Here is a 20,545-nt window from a genome sequence, read left to right as displayed (position 1 = left end):
TGTTTTGCCGATGAAGCCCCTGTTTGCCGCCCTGTTTTTCGCGCCCGGCTTTTTCGCGAGCGAGCCGGTTCGTACTGCGCTCGTCATCGGCGGCGGCGCGGCGCTCGTCTCGGCCGTCGTGGGCGTGTTCGCGGTCATGCGCGGCCAGTCGTTCGCTGGTCATGCGCTCGCCGACGTGAGCAGCGCCGGCGGCGCGGCGTCGTTCCTCGTGGGCCTGAATCCGCTGCTCGGGTTCGGGATCATGGCGGTGGCGGCCGCGTTCGGGATGGAACTGGTCCGGGTGCGTCGCGCGCGCGAGCGCGATCTCGTCACCGGCGTCGTGCTCGGCGCGGGGCTCGGACTGACGGCGCTGTTCCTTTACTTCGACGTGACGTCGATGAGCACGACCGGCGCGGCGATCACCGTCCTGTTCGGCTCGATGTTCGCGATTCCGGCCTCGATCGTGCCGCCGGCGCTCGCCGTCGGCGCCGTCGCGCTCATCGCGTCGGCGGCGCTTTACCGGCCGCTGCTGCTGTGCGCCGTCGATCCCGAGCTGGCCGCGCTGCGGGGCGTCCGGGTGCGCGCCGTCGGCCTCGCGCACATGGTGGTGCTGGCGCTCGCCGTCGCGCTCTCGGCCATGACGGTCGGCGCGATTCTCTCCACGGCGCTGCTGATCGGGCCCGCCGCGATCGCGCTGCGGCTCGCGAGGCGGCCCGGCGCGGCGCTGGCCTGGGCGGCGGCCATCGGCGTCGGCGCGACCTGGGGCGGCATTCTGCTCGCCTACGACAGCTACGCCTGGACGCCCGGACACGGCTGGCCGGTGAGCTTTTTCGTGACCACGCTGATCTTCGCCGGTTACGCGGCCCTCAGCCTGATCGCGCCGGCCGGGCGGCTCGGGCCGGGGGCATCGGTCCTGCCCGACGACGCCGAAACGGACGGAGCCTGACGATGTTTGCGAGTTTCATGATCAACACATGGATCGTGGCGAGCATCGTCGCGGTATTGACCGGCATCGTCGGGTTCTTCGTCGTGCTCCGGGGCGAGTCGTTCGCCGCCCACGCGCTGCCGCTCGGCGCGTTTCCGGGCGCGGCCGCGGCGACGCTCGCGGGCCTCGATCCGCTGCCGGGCCTCGTGCTCTTCGCCGGGCTCGGCGTGCTCGGCATCGGCTGCCTGGGGCGCCGCGGGCACCACGGGGTCGCGACCGCGCTGTGCCTCGTGGCCCTGCTGGGCGTCGGCGCGCTGCTGCTGAGCATGACCCGCGAGTATTCGCAGGCCGTCTACGCGTTGCTGTTCGGCGAGGTGCTGGGCGTGAGCGACGCCGACCTCGTGCCGGTCGCCGTCGTCAGCGCCGTCGCGGCGGCGGCGACCCTGCTGCTGTTCCGGCCGCTGCTGCTCAGCGCCGTATCGCCGGAGCTGGCGGCGGTTCGGGGCGTGGCGAGCCGCCGGATGGATGTCGCGTTTCTTGGCATCCTCGCGCTGGCGACCGCGATGGCGCTGCCCGTGGTGGGCGCGCTGCTGGTTTTCAGCCTGATGGTCGGTCCGGCGTCGGCGGCGCGCCTCCTGAGCGTGCGGCCGCTGCGTTCGGTCGCGATTTCGGTCGGGCTCTCGCTCGCGACGGTGTGGACCGCCATCGCGCTCTCGTGGCTGACGAACTGGCCGGTCGGTTTCTTCGTCGGGGCGCTCGGCGCGGGCTGCTATGGTCTGGGGCGGGCCGCCGGGGCGTGGCGGGGCCGCCCGGGCGCCCGCGTGAGGGTGGGCCGGGCGTAGGGCGCGGCGGGACGGCCGGTTTGCCGAGGCCGGCTTTTTGAGGCGGAACACCCTAAATAAATCGAAAGAGCCGCCGATATAGGAGGGTGAGCTCCGCGGGCGGCCCGAACAAGGGCGGCCGCGGTATCCGGATACGGCAGGACGGAACCTCGACAGTCGAATGTCCCACCATACGATCAACAGCGCAGCCGGCGGCCTTTATCCGCTGATTTACCCGCCCGGCCGGGAAAACGCGAGCGGCGCCACGTCCGGGCTGGACGAGGCCGGCGGCGGTATCGGCGGATTTTCCTCGCTGATTCCCGAGCCTTCGCTGGAAGGCACGGGCGATACGGCTGCCGGGCAGCTCGATTCGGCGTCGCCGCTTTTGCTCGAGGCGAGCGCCGACGCGGCCGAGGCCGCCTCCAACGTCGGTCAGTTCAGCGACGCGTTCGTGCAGGCGATGCAATCGGCCACCACGGTCGATCCGACGACGGGCCAGAGCGAACTGCAAGGCGGCTCCGCCTCGCAGTTGGCGGCCGCGTTGAACACGATGCTCGTGAACGCCGGATTCAGCGCCACCCAGGCGGCCTCGGCGACGTCCTCGTTCGAGCAGCAGCTCGCGCAGGGCGGGGAGGTCAACCTGAGCGCCAGCTTCAGCCGGACGACGGCCCTGCCGTCGGCGAACAGCGGCAGCGGCTGGCAGACGATGCCGCCGTCCGCGGTCGTCGTCAACGAGCGTTCGGGATCGGTGTCGATCCAGCTCGATCCCGGTACGGGCCAATTGTCGGTCTCGCTCAACGAGCAGCAGGTGTCGAGCTACACGGCGACGGCGCAGACGACGGGCTCGGGCATCGACGCGGGCCTGCTCGTGCCGACGCTTTCGCCGTTCCTGATGTTGTTGTCCTCGCCCGGCGCGACGGGCGACGGCGGCTCGCAGACGGGCGAGGCGGAGGGCGATGCGCAACCGCTGGCCGGGGCGTCGGCCCAGAGCCCGGCCGACGATTCGGCGGCATCGGCGTCCGGGGCGTCGAGCGACGACGGGACGGGCGATACGTCGTCGGGCGAGAGCGAAATCCTGGATCTGCTCCGGCACATGGCCGACGTGGCGAACGCGAACAGCGCATCGGGCGGCAGCGATGAAGACGCGGCGGCCGGCGAGCCCGTTTCGGAGGCGGGCGACGCTTCAGGTGCTGCTTCCGGCGCCGATACCGCCGGCGCAGCGCAGGCGCTGGATGCGTCGGCGACGATCACGGTCGTGGTCGGTTTTTCGCAGGCCCTGTCGATCCAGTCGAAGGATTCGCAGGGTTACGGCACGACGCTGTATCAGCGGCCGGACGGCACGACCGGCGCGATGTCGTTCGAACCGTTGCGCACGGCGGCCTGAGCAACGCCCGGGCCCGCCTTTCCTCTTTTTTCCTTTCCCGGCATCGGGTTTGCGCGCGCCCTGGGCGCGCGAACCCGACCGCATCGACTGCCTCAATCCTGCTGCGCAGCAGTCTGCCAGCCGAGCCCGAGGCTCTTCTGCAGCGAGACGAAGTCCTTGAGCAGCTCCGCCTGTCCCGCGACGACGTCCTGCTGGGCCGAGAGTTGCGTGCGCTGCGTATCGAGCAGGTCGATCAACGTCTCGACGCCGGCCGTGTAGCGCTGCCGCATGAGTTCTGACGAGCGGTCCGCCGAGCGCTCCACGGCTTCGAGGCGCACGAGGTGCTCGCGTTGGTGCCCATAGCGCGAGAGTGCGGTGTTGGCGTCCTGAAGTGCGCCGAGCACGGCCTTTTCGTAGTTCGCGAGCGCCTCGTCGCGCGAGGCCCGCGCGCCGCGCACGCTCGCGGCGGTGCGGCCGAAGTCGAGGATGTTCCACTGCAGGTACGGCGCGCCGATCCAGGTGAAATTGCTTTTGCGAACGAGGTGGCCCGGATCGGACGCGCTGAAGCCGAGGTCGCCGAGCAGCGTCAGCTTCGGAAAATAATCGGCGATGTGCTCGCCGATCTGCGCGTTGCTCGAGGCGAGCTGCCGCTCGGCGGCGCGGATGTCGGGCCGCTGGCGCAGCAGGGCGCCCGGGTCGCCGACGCTCACCTCGGCCGGCAGCGTGGGCAATGCGCCGCCCGATGCCAACTGGCCGTCGAGCGCGCCCGGCGGCTGGCCCGTCAGGACGGCGAGCGTATCGAGCGATTCGGTGACCTGGGCGTCGAGCGGAACCAGCGTCGCGCGCGTGTTCTCGACCTGGCTCGTCAGCCGTTCGACGTCCACGTCGGCTGCCGTGCCGAGCGCGCGGCGCTGCTCGGTCAGCGCGAGCATCTGCTGTTGCAGCGCGGCCGCATGCTGCGCGATCGCGAGGCGCTGCTGCTCGTCGCGCAGGTCGATGTAGGTCTGCGCGACTTCGGCCGCGAGCGAGACCTGGGTGTCGGCCAGATTGGCGTCGACGGCGCCCGCCTGATCCGAGGCCGCCTCGATCGCGCGCCGGGTGCCGCCGAACAGGTCGATTTCCCAACTGGCGTCGAAACCTGCCGTGTAGAGCTGCAGCGGGCCGCCGCTGCCGAGCGGGATCGCGCTGCCCTGGCCGCCTTCGTCGCCAGTGTCCGGCAGCAGCGAGCTGAGCGACGACAGATCGGGCTCGCGCATGCGCAGCGCGGCGGCGCTCGCCGAGACCTTGGGCAGTTCGTTGGCCTGCTGCTGGCGCAGTTGCGCGCGCGCCTCGAGCAGGCGGGCCCGGGCGGCGTGGACGTCGGGATTGTTGCGCAGCGCGGTGTCGATCAGCGCGTCGAGCTGCGGGTCGCCGAGCGCGCGCCACCAGTCGCTCGGCGGATGCGATGCCGCGACGACGCCGCTCGCCGGCGCGCGGACGAACGTGCCGGCCTTCAGCGCGTCGGCGGCGACGGGCGGCGCGCCGCGATAGTCGGGGCCGACGGCGCAGCCGGCCAGCGCGCAGGCGGCGAGGAGCGTCGGGATCAGCGGGGGAAGGCATGCGGGAAAGAGGCGGGATCGCATCGTCGGGAACCGGAAGATCGTCAATGGCCGGCGGACGGCCGGTCGCCGCCCTGCGGCGCGGCGGTCTTGAGCAGGAGCGCGAGCGGAATGCAGGCGAAGAGCGCGATGGCGAGCACGTAGAACGTCTCCGAGTACGTCATCACCGTGGCCTGCGTCTGGATTTGCGCGGCGAGCTGGCCGAGCGCGCGCATCTTCGAGTAGGCCATGTCGCCCGTCTGTGCGAACCAGCTCGCGGCGTTGGCGGCGATGCGATCCTGCCCCAGCACGGAATTGGCGGTGAGCGAATCGCGGATCGCCGCCGTGTGGAACGTATTGCGGCGGTCGATCAGCGTGCCGATGATCGCGAGACCGACGGAGCCGCCCAGATTCCGCGCCATGTTGTAGAGCCCCGCCGCGTCGCCCGAATCCTCGCGCGAGACGGCCGCCATCGAGGCCTGGTTGAGCGGCATCATCGCGAGGATCTGGCCCACGCCGCGAATGATCTGCGACCAGGTGAAATCGTGGCCGACGCTCTGCGCGGTCAGGTCGATGTCGATGAGGCAACTGAACCCAAAGCAGAGCAGCCCGGAGATGACGAGCACGCGGTAGTCGAAGCGGCCGAGCAGGCGTGGCAGGAGCGGCATCATCAGGAATGCGGGCAGGCCCGAGAGCAGCATGACGGCGCCCGACTGCTCGGCGTTGTAGCCGGCCACCTGGGCGAGGAACTGCGGCAGCAGGTACGAGACGCCGTAGAGCCCCGCGCCGACGGCCGAGACGATCAGGATGACGCTCGCGTAGCTCGGGTTGCGCAGCAGCGAGAGCCGCATGATGGGCCGTTTCGCGGTGAACTGCGAGACGGCGATCAGCACCATGCCGAACGCGGTCGCGGCCGAGAGCCAGCAGATCATGTCCGACTCGAACCAGAGCTCGCGCTGGCCTTCCTCGAGCACGACGGTGAGCGAACTCAGGCCGACCGAGAGCCCGGCGATGCCGATCCAGTCCGCGTTGACGAACTCGTGCCAGTGCGGCCGGTCGGGCGGCAGCGCCACGATCAGCAGCGTGATGAGCGCCGCGCAGACCGGCGCGTTGATGAAGAAGCACCAGGCCCAGTTGATGTTTTCCGCGAGCCAGCCGCCGAGCACGGGCCCGAGCAGCGGCCCGAGCAGCACGATCAGGCCGAAGATCGTCATGCCGACCGGCATCTGGGCGCGCGGCAGCCGCGTGCGGATGATGGTCTGCGCGGTCGGGATCATCGCGCCGCCGGTGAAGCCCTGGCCGATGCGGCCGGCGATCATCTCCGGCAGCGAATGCGACAGCCCGCACATCATCGAGAACAGGATGAAGAGTCCCGAGGCGCCGAGCAGGAAGTTGCGCAGGCCGAACACGCGCGTGAGCCACGCGGCGAGCGGGATCATCACGATTTCCGACATCAGGTAGCCGGTCGAGATCCAGGTGCCTTCGGTGCCCGTCGCGCCGACTTCGCCCTGGATTTGCGGCAGCGCCGAGTTCGTGATCGAGATGTCGAGCGTCGCCATCAGCGCGCCGAGCGCGCCGGCCGCGACGGCGGCCCAGTCGGTGGCCGTCGCGCGGCCTTCGGGCGAGGCCGGCGCGGCGCCGTTGTTGCCGGCGTTGCCGTTGACGGTCGGGGTGTCAGCCATGATTCGCGTTCCCGGTGCCCGGGTTGCCCGAATCGCCCGGGTGCGTCGGCGAGGACCGCGTGTCCACGTCGACGGTGACTGAAAGGCCCGGCAGCAGCCGCTCGCGCGTCTGCGAGTCGGTGTCGATGCGGATGCGCACGGGCACGCGCTGCACGATCTTCGTGAAGTTGCCCGTGGCGTTCTCGGGCGGCAGGAGCGCGAACTGCGAGCCGGTGCCGGGCGCGAAGCTGTCGACGACGCCGTGCACGTCGACGCCGGGCAGCGCGTCGACGTGCAGCGTCGCGCTCTGGCCGGAGCGCATGTCGCCCACCTGGGTTTCCTTGAAGTTCGCCGTCAGATAGATGCGTTGCACGGGCACGATCGTCATCAACTGGGTGCCGGGCTGTACGTACTGGCCGATACGCACGGTGCGATCGCCCACGCGGCCCGCGAACGGGCTTTCGAGCGTGGTGTCGTGCAGGTCGAGCGCGGCCGAGCGGACGTTCGCCTCGGCCGCCTCGAGCTGTGCGCGGGCCTGGTCGATCTGCGCAAGCGTCGCGGCAATCTGCGTCTGTGCGGCGTTTGCGGCCGCCGTATTCGCGGCGAGCGTCGCGCGTGCCTGGTCGCGCGTGCTCACGAGGTCGGAAAGGCGCTCGTGCGTTTCCGCGCCCGTTGCCGCCAGCGGCGCGTAGCGGCGCACGTCCGATTCGGCATGCTGAAAGTTCACGCGCGCGACTTCTTCCTGCGCGCGGGCCTGCACGACGTTCGCGCGCTGCTGCGCGATGTCGGCTTCGGCGCGCTGGATGTCGGCCTCGCGTTCGCCGACGGTCGCCTTCGCCTGGTCGAGCGAGGCCTGGTACTGGCGCGTGTCGATCCGCACGAGCGGCTGGCCGGACTGCACGGCCACGTTGTCGCCGACGAGCACCGCGGTCACGTAGCCGCCGACGCGCGGCGAGATCGTCACGCTGTCGGCCTGCAGATAGGCGTCGTCGGTGCTTTCGATGTAACGGCCCACGGTCCACCAGCGAAAGAGCCAGATGCCGCCGGCGATCAGCGCGATGAGCCCGACGACGAGGAGGACGTTGCGGGTTCTCGTGCGCCGCTCGGGCGCGGCGGTCGGGTCTTTGGGGGCTGCGCCTTGCGGCGGCGATCCTGCGGTTGCGGACATAGGTCGATCCGTGGGTGGTCGGGCGGCCACAATTATTCCATCTGATAAATATGTGTCAAGTGGTATATTTCTACCGGGATCGCAGGAGAGACCTATGAACGACACGAAACGTCCGAGGCGCCCGACGAAGGGCGGCTATGCGCGGGGCGACGAAACCCGCAGGCGGATCATCGAGGCCGCGCTCGACCTGTTCGGGGAGTACGGCTACGACGGCGCTTCCACGCGCGACATCGCCGCGCGCGCCGGCGTCAACGCGCCGGCGCTGCAGTATTACTTCGAGAGCAAGGAGGGCGTCTATCGCGCCTGCGCCGACTACATCGTCGAAACCGTCTGGAGCAGCTTCGAGCCGGTGGTGCGCCGCGCGTCGGCCGCGCTCGAGCGCGGCGCCGACACGGCCGGGCTGATCGATGCGTTCATCGGCATCCAGGAGGTGATCGCAGACAAGATGTTCATGAAGTCGGGTTCCGCCAACCACCGGCTGTTTTTCGCGCGCGAACAGACCGGCCACGAGCCCGCCATCGCGTCGGACATCCTGCAGGAACGCCTGCGCAATCCGCTCAACGCGATCGGCGCGGCGCTGGTGGCGCGGATCACGGGCCTCCCCGCCGACGACCCGGTGACGCTGATCCGGCTCGTGAGCCTGTACGGCCAGTTGATGCTGTTCCACATCTCTCCGCGTTCGGTGCTGAAGCTGCTCGGCTGGAGCGAGATCGACTCGGAGAAGGCCGAGTTGATGAAAGCGACGGTCTGCGGCCAGACCCGCGTGTTGCTCGAGCTCTGGGCGGCCGGCCGCGATGCGGATCGAACGCGGGCACGGGCGGCGGCCGATTCGGGGCCGGCCGCGTCCGCCTCGCGCATGGAGGCGAAAGGGGAAAAAAGGGGGAAAGGCCGGCGCGGCGTCACGATACGCGAGAAGGCCGACTCCGGCGCGGCGTGAGGCCGCCGGCATTGCACGGGTTTTTCGGGTTTGCGCGTCGTCGATGCGAAACCGGCCGGTCGCCATGAGCGGGCGGCCGGCCAGTTCGCCGCGTTTCGTTTTTTCGTTCCGTTCGCAGGCGGCCGGGCGGAATCAGCTACCCGACGACGCGTCGGACATGACGATGTTGACGGTCTTGCTCGGGTCGCCGGCGAGGCCCATCGCGTTCGCGTCGTCGGTCGAGTACATGTAGGGGGTGATCGTGTCGCCGTCGCCTGCCGTCCTGCCGTCCGACAGCGTGACGGTCATGTTCTCGTTGTTGCCGTAGTAGTCCTTGTCGCCGTCGACCTTGCTGACGTCGGGGTTGCCCGCGCCCGCGGCCTGGCCGTTCGCGGCGCCGCCGTCCTCGTAGAGGACTTCGTCCGGATTCGTGGCGCCCTGGGCATTCGAGGGCGAGATCCGCACGCCGATGTCGGACGAGCCGGCGACGAACGTGCCGGTCTGGCCGGGCTGCAGCGTGAGGGTCGCCTTGTTGTCGCCCTGCACGGAATACGTGAAGGATTCCGTGCGGTTCGTGTCGTTGGTGACGTTGAAGGTCTTGTCGTTTCCGGTGCCGGTATTGACCACCTGGGACGAGTTCGGGCTGACGCCGCTGATGGCGGCGGCCTGCGGTACGCCGCCGGCGTTGTTCGCGATGCCCGGCGTGGCGCCGCTGCCGCCCGTATTGCCGTCGTTGTCCGTGCTTGTGCCCGTGTCCGGTGTCGGGGCGGGGGCGGGCGTCGTGGCCGGCGGTGTCGTCGCCGCGGGCGTGGCCGCCGCGCCGGCGCTGGACGCCGGGCTGCCGCCGGCTCCCGTACCGCCGGCCGGAACGGCCATGTCCTCGGTGCCCGCGGGCGGATCGGCGTCGGCGAGCGTCGGCATGCTGCCGGACGAGCCGCCTGCGCCGCTGGCCGGCGACGTGCCGTCGCCGGAATTCTGCTGCGAGGCCAGCATCTGCAGCAGTTCTTCGAGCAGGGTCTGGATGAATTGCGCCAACTGGTCCGGGCTCGTGCTGTCGCCCGTCGTTCCCAGGCTGGAAACGCCGTTGGTGTTGCCGGCATAGCTCGACGCGGACTGTAGCGCGTCGGTCGGAAGAAGGGTTAGCGTGGACATGTCGTTCTCCGGCTTGGGGGCGGGAAACGCCGGGCGCGGCTAGTCGGCCCGATCGTCATGTCAGCGAATGTAGCGCGTCGCGCCGGAGCAGATGCCGGCAACGCGAAGTCATTGACCGATTGGCGAAGTCCGGGCGGGAAGCCGGCGCGATGACGGAGGGAAAGCGCTGAGACCCTGCGTCAGCGCCGGACTATTCCCGGGGGCGGCCCACCTCGCGCTCGACGCGCATGCGACCCGGGGGCTCGAAATACGTACCGAATCGCACGAGCCCAGCCTTTTTCAGGTGACAGGTCATCTCGTAGCTCACCGCGACGCCGGGATCGTGGTTTTCGATGATCTCGACGTCGATCGCCCGAATGCGCGGCTCGTATTTCAGCAGCGTGGCTTCCATTTCCTTTTTCAGCAGATGCGACGACGCGGGCAGGGCCTTGAAGATGTTCGTCAGATCCGGCAGACCGAAATCGGGCAGGTGCTTGAGCGCCCCCGCGCGCGTATTGAGGATGCGGCGGATATTCTGCTGGACGCTCAGGATCTCGAGTGTCCTGTCGTCGTAGGCGCTGAGCGGTTCGCTGCCGATGTGGCCGAGCAGCATGTCGTACAGGGAGGGACCGGCGGGCATCGTCCGGTCCTTTTAGCGGTCGCCGGCAACCGGGCGGCCGGCGGTCGCGTCGGCTGCCGGCAGCACGTCGCCGCGATCGACGAAATCGATGACGAGACGGCTTTCCGGCGACGCCCCGAAGGACGTCTCCTTGGGGGCCATCGACAGGCGAATTCCGGCTGGCATCCCGCCGGGACTTCCTTCGGGCGTGGCGCCCTTCACCATCCGCGAGAGCAGTTCGCGCGACACAGCCGGAAGGACGCGCTGGTTCAGGAACGCGTCGACGTTGCGAGCGCCGGACTCGCGTGCAAGACACCACTGCGCGAGCGAGTCCGTCAGCGCGTCGTCCGGGGTGAGCACGATGTCGTACTGACGACGCAGACGTTCGGCGATCTTCGCAACCTTCAGGCGCACGATCGACGCGAGCGCGGCGGCGTCGAGCGGCCGGTAGACGAGCGTCTGGAAGCGCGCGAGCAGCGCCGGCTGGAAGTGGGCAACGAGCGACGGATGAATGGCCTCGAGCAACTCGTCCTGCGAGATGGCCGGATTCTCCGCTGTGACCTCGTCGATCTGCGCGCTGCCCAGATTGGACGTCATCAGGATCACGCAGTTGCGGAAGTCGATTTCCCGTCCTTCGCCGTCGCGCATCGTGCCGCGATCGAACACCTGATAGAACATGTCGAGCACGTCCCGGTGAGCTTTTTCCACTTCGTCAAGCAGCACGACGCTGTATGGGCGTTGGCGTACCGCCTCGGTCAGCACTCCGCCGCGGCCATAGCCAACGTAGCCGGGGGGAGCCCCCTTTAGCTGGGACACCGTATGCGATTCCTGGTATTCCGACATGTTGATGGCGATTAACGCCGTTTCGCCGCCAAATAGCAGATCCGCCAGTGCCAGCGCCGTCTCCGTTTTGCCCACTCCGGACGGACCGGCCAGCAGGAATACGCCGAGCGGCGCATGTTCGTTCTTGAGCCCCGCCTTCGCGGTGCGGAGACTTTCGGCGAGCGCCGCGAGCGCATCGTCCTGCGCAACGACGCGCGCGGCGAGATTCCGCTCGATCGCCAGAAGGCTGCGGAGTTCGTCGTCGACCAGATGGCCGGCCGGCACGCCGGTCCATTGCGCAACGACGCGTGCGATTGCCGGCGCATCGACGTCGGCAAAAATCAGTGGTGCCTTGCCCTGCGCGTCGATTAGCGCGCGCTGCGCAGCCGCGAGTGCGGTGCCGGGTTCGCGCCCGGCGTCACCTGTGTTCCGGTGCGCTTCGCGCTGCGCATGCAGCGCGTTGACCCGTTCGAGCTCATGGGCATAGCGTGCCTGAAGCTCTTCGAGTTCGGACTTTGCATCGACAAGGGCGCCCGACAGGGCATCGTGACGTGCCTCGAGATTCCCGACGCCGGCCTCGACGTCGGCAACGAGCGTCGCAAGCTCCGTTTCCAGCGCGGCCACCGATGCACGGGCGCGTTGCAGTTCGAAGGGCGGCGATTCGAGCCCCATGCGAACCTGCGCCGCCGCCGTGTCGATCAGATCCACGGCCTTATCCGGCAACTGTCGCGCCGGGATGTAACGGCGCGACAGTTTAACGGCCGCAACGATCGCCTCGTCGCGGATATGCACGTTGTGGTGCTTCGCATAGCGACCGGCCAGGCCTCGCAGCATCAGGCACGCGGCGGCATCGTCCGGCTCGTCGACCTTGACAGGCTGGAAGCGCCGCTCGAGCGCGGCGTCGCGCTCGAAATGTTCCTTGTATTCGGACCAGGTGGTCGCCGCGATCGTGCGCAGCGCGCCGCGCGCGAGCGCAGGCTTGAGCAGGTTCGCCGCATCGGCGCCGCCGGCGGCGTTGCCCGCGCCGATCAACGTGTGCGCTTCGTCGATGAAGAGCAGGACCGGCACCGGCGAGGCTTGTACCTCGTCGATCACGTTCTTCAGGCGCTGTTCGAATTCGCCCTTCACGCCCGCACCGGCCTGCAGCAGGCCGAGATCGAGCGTGAGGATGCGCACGTCGCGGATCACGTTCGGCACGTTGCCCTGGGAGACGCGCAGCGCGAGCCCCTCGACGAGCGCGGTCTTGCCGACCCCCGGCTCGCCGACGAGGATCGGGTTGTTCTTGCGGCGGCGGGCGAGCACATCGATCGTCTGTTGGATTTCGCGATCGCGGCCGAACACGGGATCGATTTCGCCGCGACGGGCTTTCTCCGTCAGGTCGATCGCGAAGCGGGTGAGCGCGTCAGGCTCCTGCAAGGGGACTTCTTTCCCACGGGGACTTTCGCTGGTCGTCGGGGCGTCCGTGGAGCGTCGGGCGGCGTCTGTCGGCCGCTGTCTGTTCGTGCCGGTCGAATCTGCATTGGCTCCGGCTGCTGCGAGCCCTTCGTCTTGCCGCGCAGCGCCGCCGGCCGCTGTTTCGTTCGCGCGTTGCTGTGCGCCTTCGGCCGAGCGCCGGTCCAGTTCGGGCAGCAACCGCTGGATTTGCGTCGCGCCGACCGACAGCAGCGGCCAGGCGTGGGTCGCACGCAGCCCATGCGGTGCATCCGCGATTGCCTGCAGCAGGTTTGCCGAGCGGATCGGCTGTGCCGTATCTCCCGCCGACGCGTAAAGCCACGCGCTTTCGAGGATGCCCACAAGCGACCGTGACAGGGCTGGCTTGCCGCGCAGGTCTCGGGGAGCGCGGTCGATTGCCGTGAGCAATGCGTCCCACACGCCGTCGATATCAATTTCGTAGCGCCGCAGGATGGTGGGAATATCGCCATCGCCCGCCTCAATGAGCTTCAGCAGCCAGTGCTCGACGGTGATCTTGCCGGCGAGGCGCGCTTGACACAGACTGGCCGCGCCCTCGAGAGCGGCCGCGCAATGCGGGTTGAGCTTGCGAAGCAGGTGAGTGGAATCGCGCATGGTCATGGTGGAACCCGGTCATGGGGCGCGGCGGAGCTCTGGTCCGCCAGCTACAAAAACGCCAACCTGCCGAGGCGAAGCTTCAGAGGCTGGCGAAAAGAGGGCCGGCACTTAACGGATACGTGAGCCCCGGGGCCAGTGCCGACTTCCAGGGCGTATCGCGAGGTCGTTTGAACGCCCGTTTAAGCGCGTTCGTTCCAGCTATCCGCGTGGATGATGTTGCCGTCCTTGTACGACCAGGTGATCTTCTCGTAGCGCAGTTCGACCTCTTCGAGGTGGTTGTGCTTCTCGTACGCCGGGTTCTTGATGTCGAGCATCTTCGGCGTGACGCCGACGATCTTGACGTTGTCGAGCTTCGTGTTGAAGTACTCCTTCTCCTTGCCCGCGTCGTCGATCCTGTACCACTTGATCTCGACGGACTTCAGCGTCTGGCCGCTCGTCACTGCCTTGTACAGATACGGCGTGGCCGCATCCGTTTCCTTCGTCAGCCTGATCGGCTTGTGCACGCGCGTACCGGTGAGTTTGCCCGTGTTGCTGTCGGTCGGGATGTTCACGCTGTGGTCGAACGCGACGAGCTCGACGCTGCCTTCGCGGCCCTGCACGGTGACGGAGCCCTTGACGTCCGAACCGCCGTCATCCTTGATCCACATATAGGCTGGAATTGCCATATTTTCTACTCCTCACAGGTATTGCGACAATCGCCCGGAGCTTGCCCCCGAGCCTTGAATTCCCGAAACGCGTCAGCGGCTTCGGGGGCTGAAAAAATTCTGCGCTATTGCGGGTTCGCCGTGGTGCTGGTCGCTGTATTCCCCTGAGGGACGTCCTTCTCACGGGGATTTCCGCTGGGCGTCGGGGCATCCGGCACCAGCGTGATTTCCACCCGCCGGTTTCTGGCACGACCGGTATCGGTGTCGTTGTCCGCAATGGGTCGCGTATCGCCGTAGCCCTGGATCGCGAACCGCGTCACCGGAATTCCTGACGCCTCGATCAACCAGTCACGCACGGCACCCGCGCGTGCAAGCGACAGCTTCTGGTTGAACCCGGGGTTGCCTACGGCGTCCGTGTAGCCCGCGACGAGCACCCGCTTGTCCGGATGCGCCTTGATCATCTCCAGTGCGCCGACCATCGCCCGCGTCGAGCCGGGCTTGAGCTGGGCGCGACCGCTGTCGAACAGGGACATGCTGTCGAGCGTCACGACTGCCGGTGGCGGAGCGGGGGCCTGATACGAGGCGATCGCGTCGTTGAGCGCGGGCGTCAACGCCGCCGCGCGGTACATCCCGAACGACAGACGCGTTGGCACGCCGGTACGCGAGAAGCGGTCGAGCTGGTCGCGGTCGGCCGCGAGCGAGTGCAACGCATCGCGTCGCGCGTTGTCGTGATCAGCCGGAATCATGGCAAACCGGCCGAGATCGGCACCGATGTGCGTGAGTAGCGCCTGGTTGTTTCTGGCGGCGCCCCACATCGCCAGTGCGCCGGCGCAGGCGAGCAGGGCGATGGTGTGTGCAAGTGCCGCCATGCGGGGCGATACCCACAGTCGGCGGGGCATTGCTTCGATCAGCGGCTGGGGCAACGGCCAGGGGGCAAGGGACGCGGCCATCGCTGGCGGGACGATCGCGGTCTGCCTTTCGACGTCGCGCGCCCACGGTGTCCCCGGATGACTGGCCGGTCCGCAGTCGATCCAGCCTGCCCCGAAAAGCGTCCATGGCGCGGCGGGCTGTCGTGGGTCGGTCAGAACGCCGATCGCAACACGCTGCGTCCAGCCCACGACAGAGGCGAGGCTTGCGGCACGGGCGGCGGCAGCGGATCTGGTCCGATCGGGATCGCCATGCTCGCGCTGGACTTCCCATTCGGCGGCCCGTATCACTTCTTCAAACCGCTGTGCGCCCGTGAGCCGCATGGCCGCCGAGACGCCGTGCCATCGCGGGATGTCATGCGTCACCGGGGCGACGGTCAGCCGCTGGTAAACGGCGACGTAACCGGGTAGCCGTGTGCCAAGCATGCGCGACGCATCGCTTGCCGCCTGGCGCGCGACGCGCAGCATCTGCGTTAGTGCTTCTTCGTCTGCATGCAGCGCAGGGGCGATCGCCAGCGCGACGCCGTCGGGTGCACGGCCGTCGCGCCACTGTTTTACGGCCACCGCGAGCCGGGGCAGATCCTGCGCCCGGTCAACCCGCAACCAGATCGCGCCATCGCCAACCTGAGCGAGTCGCTCGTCGCCGTCACCGCGATCGAATATCTGTGCGAGCGCGTCGCCCGTCACCAGGACGAGCGGCATCCGCGTGCGCAGGCTCGCCGGAAGGTCCGCGGTGGTCGTTCCGAGCGCGGCCAGCATATGTGCGCTTTGCGTATGGGCACGCGCGAGCTGGCGGGTACGCCCGGTGACGAGGAGAAGGGCGAATGCCGTCGCGATAGCCGCCATCGCCCACGCGGAACCGCGGCTGACCGGCTGGACAAGAAACAGCACGGCGATCACGAGTGTGGCCGCGATGATCACCATCGTGCGGAAGGGATAACCCGGATGCAAGTCGAACATCAGCGCCTGCCGGATAGCGATGGCGTCAGATGGGCGAGCTGCGTGTCAAGCACATGGCTCCAGATCAGGTAGACCAGCGCAGCGGCCACGCAAGCCAGTCCGGCGATTGCCCACGGCGAAAGTCGGTAGAACCAGTCTGCCAGACGTTTGTCGCGGCGATCGGCGATGAGTGTGCGCGTGGCAGCGGGGCGTAGCGCCTGTAGCTGGGCATCGAGCGAAGCGAGCAGCGAAGTGCGTTGCGCCTGCCCTTCGCTCGCTCCGGAGGACGTCCCCCTGGGGGACGCGTAGCGCCCCATGAAACCGAGCCCAAGAATCGCGGCGTAGCATTCGAGCAGATCCGCGTTCGGTGCCGCTTCGCGCATGCGTTCCGTGAGACGTTCAAACACGCGCTCACCGGCGTCGTGTTTCCCGAAGCGCTCGACCTGCAGCGGCTGCGCGTCCCACCTGGGCTTGTCATCCATCGGCAGTGCCCGGAGCACGGCCTCGTCGAGCAGCCCGCACTGTGCATAGATCGCATCGTCCCGCACGTCCGCCGCCACGCCGCGCTGCTCCAGCGCTGCGGAAAATTGGGCCATCAGATGCTGGCAACGCTGGCGCAACACCATCACGGATTCCGGCTTGCCGCCCTGCGAGAGGGTCGTCACGAGCAGCGCCGTGTCGCGCAGCAGGTCCCGTATGCCGGTCTGCTGGATACGCTTGTCGTCGGGCTGGCGATCCCCCGGGGGGACTTCTTTCCGGGCGTCCACGAAAGATGTCATGACCGCAGCACCGCATAGAGTTCGAGCGAGGCCTCCGGCACCGTCGTCGGCAGGTAGATCTGACAGGCACGCGCGGCGAGCATTCTCTCGTGTGCCGGATCGCTGGCATCGAGCGCAAAGTAATGGTTGTCGAGGCGCACCGGAATGGCGGCGGGCACGCGCTGGACTGCCTTCAGCGGAATGCCGGCGAGCGCGGAATTCACGATGTGCTCGACGTCGTCGGGCGCGCCGATCTTGCACAGCCGCGGCAGTTGCTCGACCAGTTCGAAGGGCGCGAGTCTGGCGTTGACCGACAGGTAATAGTCGGCGCCGGCGCGCAGCCGCTCGTCGAGGAACTGGCCTGTCCACGTGGTTGGGCTCTTGCGGGTTAGCCCGATTGGCACCACACGCGACGGAATGATCGCGTCGAGCAAATCGCGGATCAGGGTCTCGAGCTTCGCGAAAACCTCATGCGCACGCGCATGCTCGTAGACCGGGATGTCCGTGAGCTGGGCGCCGGTCGAGAAGGTCATCAGCACGCCGGCCAGTTCCGCAAGTGCGCCGTAGAGCCGTTCCGGCGGCTGGCTCGGATGGGTGGCGAAGAATCGCAGTTGCGGCCAGTACGTGTGAACGGCGTGCAGCAGCCAGAAGAGCGACACGTCCGCCACGCCATATTCCGCGACGTCGTCGATGCGCTCGCTCTTGCGCGCACCCAGCGCGGCACTCTTCGCCTGCAGGATGTCGGCGAGACGCTTTACGCGTTCGATGTGCAGGGGATGACCGGCAAGCGTCAGACACGGCGGCACATAACGCGGGTCTACCTCGAACTGGCCGCCTGCACCGCGTGCGAGCTTCGCAATTGCACAAACCGTGTCGTCCGCATGCGGCTCGAAGTCGAACAGGAGCCGCACCGCATGGCGTTCGGCAGCGATCTCGACCTCCGACGTGCCATTCAGATCCGTGACGTTCACGAACTCGCGATACGAGCGGCGCGGACGCGCGAGCGACGTTTCATCGAAGCGGCAGTTGCTGCCCGTCGCATTCAGAAGCGGTAATGCGGCGAGTACCACGAAACTCTGGACATCGCCTGGCACGCTCTGCGCGAGATCACGCGCGGGAGGTAGTGAATCGGCCACTGCGGTGTCGATCGGCGTGCCGTCGGGAAAGCGTAGTTGAAGATGCGAAAACTTCAGGCGGCCCATGCGCAACGCCTCTTCGTCGAGCCTGACGCCGAGCGCGCCCCAACCTTCCGCGACCACGGCCGAGGCGAACTGTCGGTGCGCGAAGTTGATCCAGCGTTCCTGCTGCTGAAGGTGGTGATGTCTGAGTCCCACCCCCTCTGACCAGAGCGGTTTGTCGATTCGCATGGATGTGATTTTCGCCGTGTTGTTAGTCGTTTTCGGTGGCGGATTCTATACGCGATTGATGGCGCTCGTATACTCTTCATCGTTAATTCGATATGCGAATTGTTTAGATATTTAACCTGTGAAATTGACGTCGAGGCAAAGTCGACATGAATCGTATTAATTCAATGCGATATATCAAGAGATTTTCCGGTAAAACAGGATTTATCTCATTGACAAGCCGGTGGATGGCTTGGTAATCGGAGTCGATTTTTCATGGAGTTGTGCACGATCTTATTGATCTGTCTACAAGAAAGTGATTGGGGATCGTCATGTTCTTAAAAAATCACAATCTTTGACGTTCCGGTTGTCGTGGACCTTTTGACTTCGCGTAGGACTACCGTGTCTAATGCGGGGCGACATAAAAATATCGGAAGGCGGAGTCGAGCTTTCGGAAATGTTCTTCGATAAGCCGGGGCGTACACGGAATGTCCGGCCGAGCGAAAGAGGGAGCCGAATCGAATAGGATCATCTTTGGAGATGACCTTGGTGAATTTATTTTTTTAAGGATTACGAATGGATAGTTTTCAGCGGGAAATTCCGAAAAGTCGCGTATCAATCACCCTGGATCTGCATACGGGCGGCGCCCGTAAGAAGGTCGAGCTGCCGCTCAAGTTGCTGGTCGCGGGTGACTTCAGCGCGGGCAAGGAGCAGGCGCCGCTCGCCGAGCGAAAGAAGGTCAATATCGACAAGAACAACTTCGATGCCGTTCTCGCCGACTACTCGCCAGAGCTGAAGCTTGCGGCCCACAACACGCTGGCCGGCGACGGCTCCGATTTGCCGGTGAACCTGTCGTTCAAGTCGATCAAGGACTTCGAACCGGAACAGGTGGCTCGCCAGATCCCAGAACTGCAGGCGCTGCTCGCAGTGCGCAATCTGCTTCGCGACCTCAAGTCGAACCTGCTCGACAACGGCACCTTTCGCCGCGAGTTCGAGAAGATCCTGAAAGACAAAGGCCTTTCCGACCAACTGCGCAGCGAACTCGCACAGATCGCGACGACCGTAGGAAGTCCCAGCGGGACGTCGGCGACCCAGCCCGAAGGCCATGCCTGAGCGCGTGAGGGCCGGGCATGCTGGTGTGTCTCGAAGCAGGCGCACCTTTACCGCATCCCGAAACCAGGTAGCGATAGCACCGTAGACAGGACAGTAAATGAACCCCAATGAAAGTCTGCAGGGCAGCACGGCACAAACCACCATGCTGGATGTCCCGAAAGAAGTCCCCTTGAGGGGAAACGACAGCATCTATGCATCACTGTGCAGCAAGATCAACCTCAATCCCGTGAGCGAAGCACGTCCGCTCGAAGCGTTTCGCGACAACGACCTCCTGTCCGAGTCGTCGGTCGACGAACGGATTGCGCGGGGCATGAGCGCGTTCCTCGATCTCGTCTCCAGGGCCAGCAGGCCAGTCGATCGCCTCGACAAGTCGCTGCTCGATTTCCATATCGGCCAGATCGATCGTCAGATCGGCCGGCAGCTTGACGCGGTGATGCACACGCCCGAATTCCAGGCACTCGAAGGCCGCTGGCGTGGCCTCAAGATGCTCGTGAGCCGTACGAATTTTCGCAAGAATGCGCGCATTGAAGTGCTCGACGTATCGAAGGAGGCACTCATGCGCGACTTCGAGGATACGCCCGAGATTATCCAGAGCGGACTGTATCGCCTCACCTACATCGAGGAATACGACACCCCGGGCGGCCAGCCGATCAGCGCGATGATCAGCGACTACGCGTTCACCAACTCGCCGCAGGATGTGGGTCTGCTGCGTAACCTCTCGAAGGTGGCCGCCGCCGCGCATATGCCGTTCATCGGCTCGGTTGGCCCGGCCTTCTTCGGCAAGCAGTCGATGGAAGAGGTCGCCGCAATCCAGGACATCGGCAATTACTTCGACCGCGCGGAGTACATCAAGTGGAAGAGCTTCCGCGATACCGACGACGCCCGCTATGTGGGCCTGACGATGCCCCGCGTACTGGGGCGCTTGCCGTACGGCAAGGATACGACGCCGGTGCGCGCATTCAACTACGAGGAGGCCGTCAAGGGTCCGGACCACGACCGCTATCTGTGGGTCAACGCGTCGTTTGCGTTCGGGGCCAACATGGTGCGCAGCTTCACCAGCAACGGCTGGTGTGTCCAGATCCGGGGCCCGCAGGCGGGTGGCAAGGTGGAAGACTTGCCGGTTCATCTGTATGACCTTGGCACCGGCGCCCAGCCGAAGATCCCGACCGAGGTGCTGATTCCCGAGACGCGCGAGTTCGAGTTCGCCAATCTGGGCTTCATTCCGCTGTCGTTCTATAAGAACCACGACTTCGCGTGCTTCTTCTCGGCCAATTCGGCGCAGAAGCCGGCGCTGTACGAGACGAAGGAGGCGACGGCGAACAGCCGCATCAACGGGCGCCTGCCGTACATCTTCCTGCTCTCGCGCATTGCGCACTACCTGAAGCTGATCCAGCGCGAGAACATCGGTACGACCAAGGACCGCCGTCTGCTGGAGCTCGAGCTCAATAGCTGGGTCAAGGGTCTCGTGACCGAGATGAAAGATCCGGGCGACGAACTGCAGGCGTCGCACCCGCTGCGAGAGGCGAAGGTGACGGTGGAGGACATCGAGGACAACCCGGGGTTCTTCCGCATCAAGCTCTTCATCATCCCGCATTTTCAGGTCGAGGGCATGGACATCGGCCTGTCTCTGGTGTCGCAAATGCCGAAAGCCAAGAGCTGATGAAGTGAGTTCGGGGTAGCTCATGTAGCGCGCCGGGGCACGTGCGGAGAAGATCGATGCCGCGCTCCGGCTTTGCCGTCTGTGGCGCTAACGTTCAACGGAGTGATGGATGG

General features: G+C 66.8%; 16 protein-coding genes. 6 read left to right on the top strand and 10 right to left on the bottom strand.

The features are described 5' to 3' along the window. Positions 1 to 10 precede the first annotated feature (10 nt). The 3 genes from CY652_RS03520 (at position 11) to CY652_RS03510 (ending at position 3,109) form a co-directional block, all read left to right on the top strand. Entirely contained in the window at positions 11 to 925 is a 915-nt protein-coding gene (locus CY652_RS03520) for a metal ABC transporter permease (RefSeq protein WP_102129295.1), read from the top strand. Between the two features lie 2 nt (positions 926 to 927). Continuing rightward, positions 928 to 1,746: a metal ABC transporter permease gene (locus tag CY652_RS03515; protein ID WP_102129294.1), complete on the top strand. Its 819-nt coding sequence runs from the start codon at positions 928 to 930 to the stop codon at positions 1,744 to 1,746. A 160-nt stretch (positions 1,747 to 1,906) separates the two neighbouring features. Beyond that, complete coding sequence (locus CY652_RS03510) at positions 1,907 to 3,109, top strand: hypothetical protein (RefSeq protein WP_102129293.1); 1,203 nt, start codon at positions 1,907 to 1,909, stop codon at positions 3,107 to 3,109. A gap of 92 nt (positions 3,110 to 3,201) precedes the next feature. Here the strand turns inward: CY652_RS03510 and CY652_RS03505 are convergent, their stop codons facing one another. From CY652_RS03505 to CY652_RS03495, 3 genes are read right to left on the bottom strand one after another with little or no spacing between them, the layout of a single operon-like run. Further along, a complete protein-coding gene (locus CY652_RS03505) occupies positions 3,202 to 4,710 on the bottom strand; it encodes an efflux transporter outer membrane subunit (RefSeq protein WP_102129292.1) in 1,509 nt (502 codons plus the stop codon). Between the two features lie 20 nt (positions 4,711 to 4,730). Continuing rightward, the gene (locus tag CY652_RS03500) at positions 4,731 to 6,347 is read right to left on the bottom strand and encodes an MDR family MFS transporter (RefSeq protein WP_102129291.1); all 1,617 of its coding nucleotides are present in this window, start codon (positions 6,345 to 6,347) and stop codon (positions 4,731 to 4,733) included. Beyond that, positions 6,340 to 7,494 carry an HlyD family secretion protein gene (locus CY652_RS03495; RefSeq protein ID WP_102129290.1) on the bottom strand — a complete coding sequence of 385 codons (1,155 nt, stop codon included), beginning with the start codon at positions 7,492 to 7,494 and terminating at the stop codon, positions 6,340 to 6,342. Before CY652_RS03495 ends, CY652_RS03500 begins: the two co-directional genes overlap by 8 nt. A gap of 94 nt (positions 7,495 to 7,588) precedes the next feature. On the opposite strand from CY652_RS03495, the gene CY652_RS03490 reads away from it, so the two are divergent. After that, positions 7,589 to 8,431 carry a CerR family C-terminal domain-containing protein gene (locus CY652_RS03490; RefSeq protein WP_102129289.1) on the top strand — a complete coding sequence of 281 codons (843 nt, stop codon included), beginning with the start codon at positions 7,589 to 7,591 and terminating at the stop codon, positions 8,429 to 8,431. Between the two features lie 132 nt (positions 8,432 to 8,563). Here the strand turns inward: CY652_RS03490 and CY652_RS03485 are convergent, their stop codons facing one another. The 7 genes from CY652_RS03485 to tssK all read right to left on the bottom strand — a co-directional run bounded on the left by CY652_RS03485 (position 8,564) and on the right by tssK (position 17,683). After that, the gene (locus tag CY652_RS03485) at positions 8,564 to 9,562 is read right to left on the bottom strand and encodes a hypothetical protein (RefSeq protein WP_102129288.1); all 999 of its coding nucleotides are present in this window, start codon (positions 9,560 to 9,562) and stop codon (positions 8,564 to 8,566) included. A 190-nt stretch (positions 9,563 to 9,752) separates the two neighbouring features. Next, the gene (tssE, locus tag CY652_RS03480; RefSeq protein ID WP_102129287.1) at positions 9,753 to 10,181 is read right to left on the bottom strand and encodes a type VI secretion system baseplate subunit TssE; all 429 of its coding nucleotides are present in this window, start codon (positions 10,179 to 10,181) and stop codon (positions 9,753 to 9,755) included. 12 nt (positions 10,182 to 10,193) lie between these two features. Further along, positions 10,194 to 13,052 carry a type VI secretion system ATPase TssH gene (gene tssH, locus CY652_RS03475; RefSeq protein WP_102129286.1) on the bottom strand — a complete coding sequence of 953 codons (2,859 nt, stop codon included), beginning with the start codon at positions 13,050 to 13,052 and terminating at the stop codon, positions 10,194 to 10,196. Between the two features lie 176 nt (positions 13,053 to 13,228). Beyond that, positions 13,229 to 13,714 (bottom strand): Hcp family type VI secretion system effector, encoded by a 486-nt coding sequence (locus tag CY652_RS03470; protein WP_102129285.1) that lies wholly within the window; start codon positions 13,712 to 13,714, stop codon positions 13,229 to 13,231. Between the two features lie 104 nt (positions 13,715 to 13,818). After that, a complete protein-coding gene (locus tag CY652_RS03465; RefSeq protein WP_258002176.1) occupies positions 13,819 to 15,579 on the bottom strand; it encodes an OmpA family protein in 1,761 nt (586 codons plus the stop codon). Next, positions 15,579 to 16,337 carry a DotU family type IV/VI secretion system protein gene (locus tag CY652_RS03460; protein WP_102129284.1) on the bottom strand — a complete coding sequence of 253 codons (759 nt, stop codon included), beginning with the start codon at positions 16,335 to 16,337 and terminating at the stop codon, positions 15,579 to 15,581. The genes CY652_RS03465 and CY652_RS03460 overlap by 1 nt, the downstream gene beginning before the upstream one ends. Beyond that, complete coding sequence (gene tssK / locus CY652_RS03455; protein WP_102129283.1) at positions 16,334 to 17,683, bottom strand: type VI secretion system baseplate subunit TssK; 1,350 nt, start codon at positions 17,681 to 17,683, stop codon at positions 16,334 to 16,336. The genes CY652_RS03460 and tssK overlap by 4 nt, the downstream gene beginning before the upstream one ends. Before the next feature lie 552 nt (positions 17,684 to 18,235). On the opposite strand from tssK, the gene tssB reads away from it, so the two are divergent. Then, positions 18,236 to 18,772 carry a type VI secretion system contractile sheath small subunit gene (tssB, locus tag CY652_RS03450; RefSeq protein ID WP_102129282.1) on the top strand — a complete coding sequence of 179 codons (537 nt, stop codon included), beginning with the start codon at positions 18,236 to 18,238 and terminating at the stop codon, positions 18,770 to 18,772. A gap of 97 nt (positions 18,773 to 18,869) precedes the next feature. Then, positions 18,870 to 20,432, top strand: a complete 1,563-nt coding sequence (tssC, locus tag CY652_RS03445) for a type VI secretion system contractile sheath large subunit (protein ID WP_102129281.1) — start codon at positions 18,870 to 18,872, stop codon at positions 20,430 to 20,432. Positions 20,433 to 20,545: the final 113 nt, after the last annotated feature.

Origin of the sequence: Burkholderia sp. WAC0059 (assembly GCF_002870125.1) — a bacterium.
GTDB lineage: Bacteria > Pseudomonadota > Gammaproteobacteria > Burkholderiales > Burkholderiaceae > Paraburkholderia.
The sequence above is the reverse complement of the archived record's forward strand: the minus strand, read 5'-3'. Positions and strand labels throughout refer to the sequence as shown.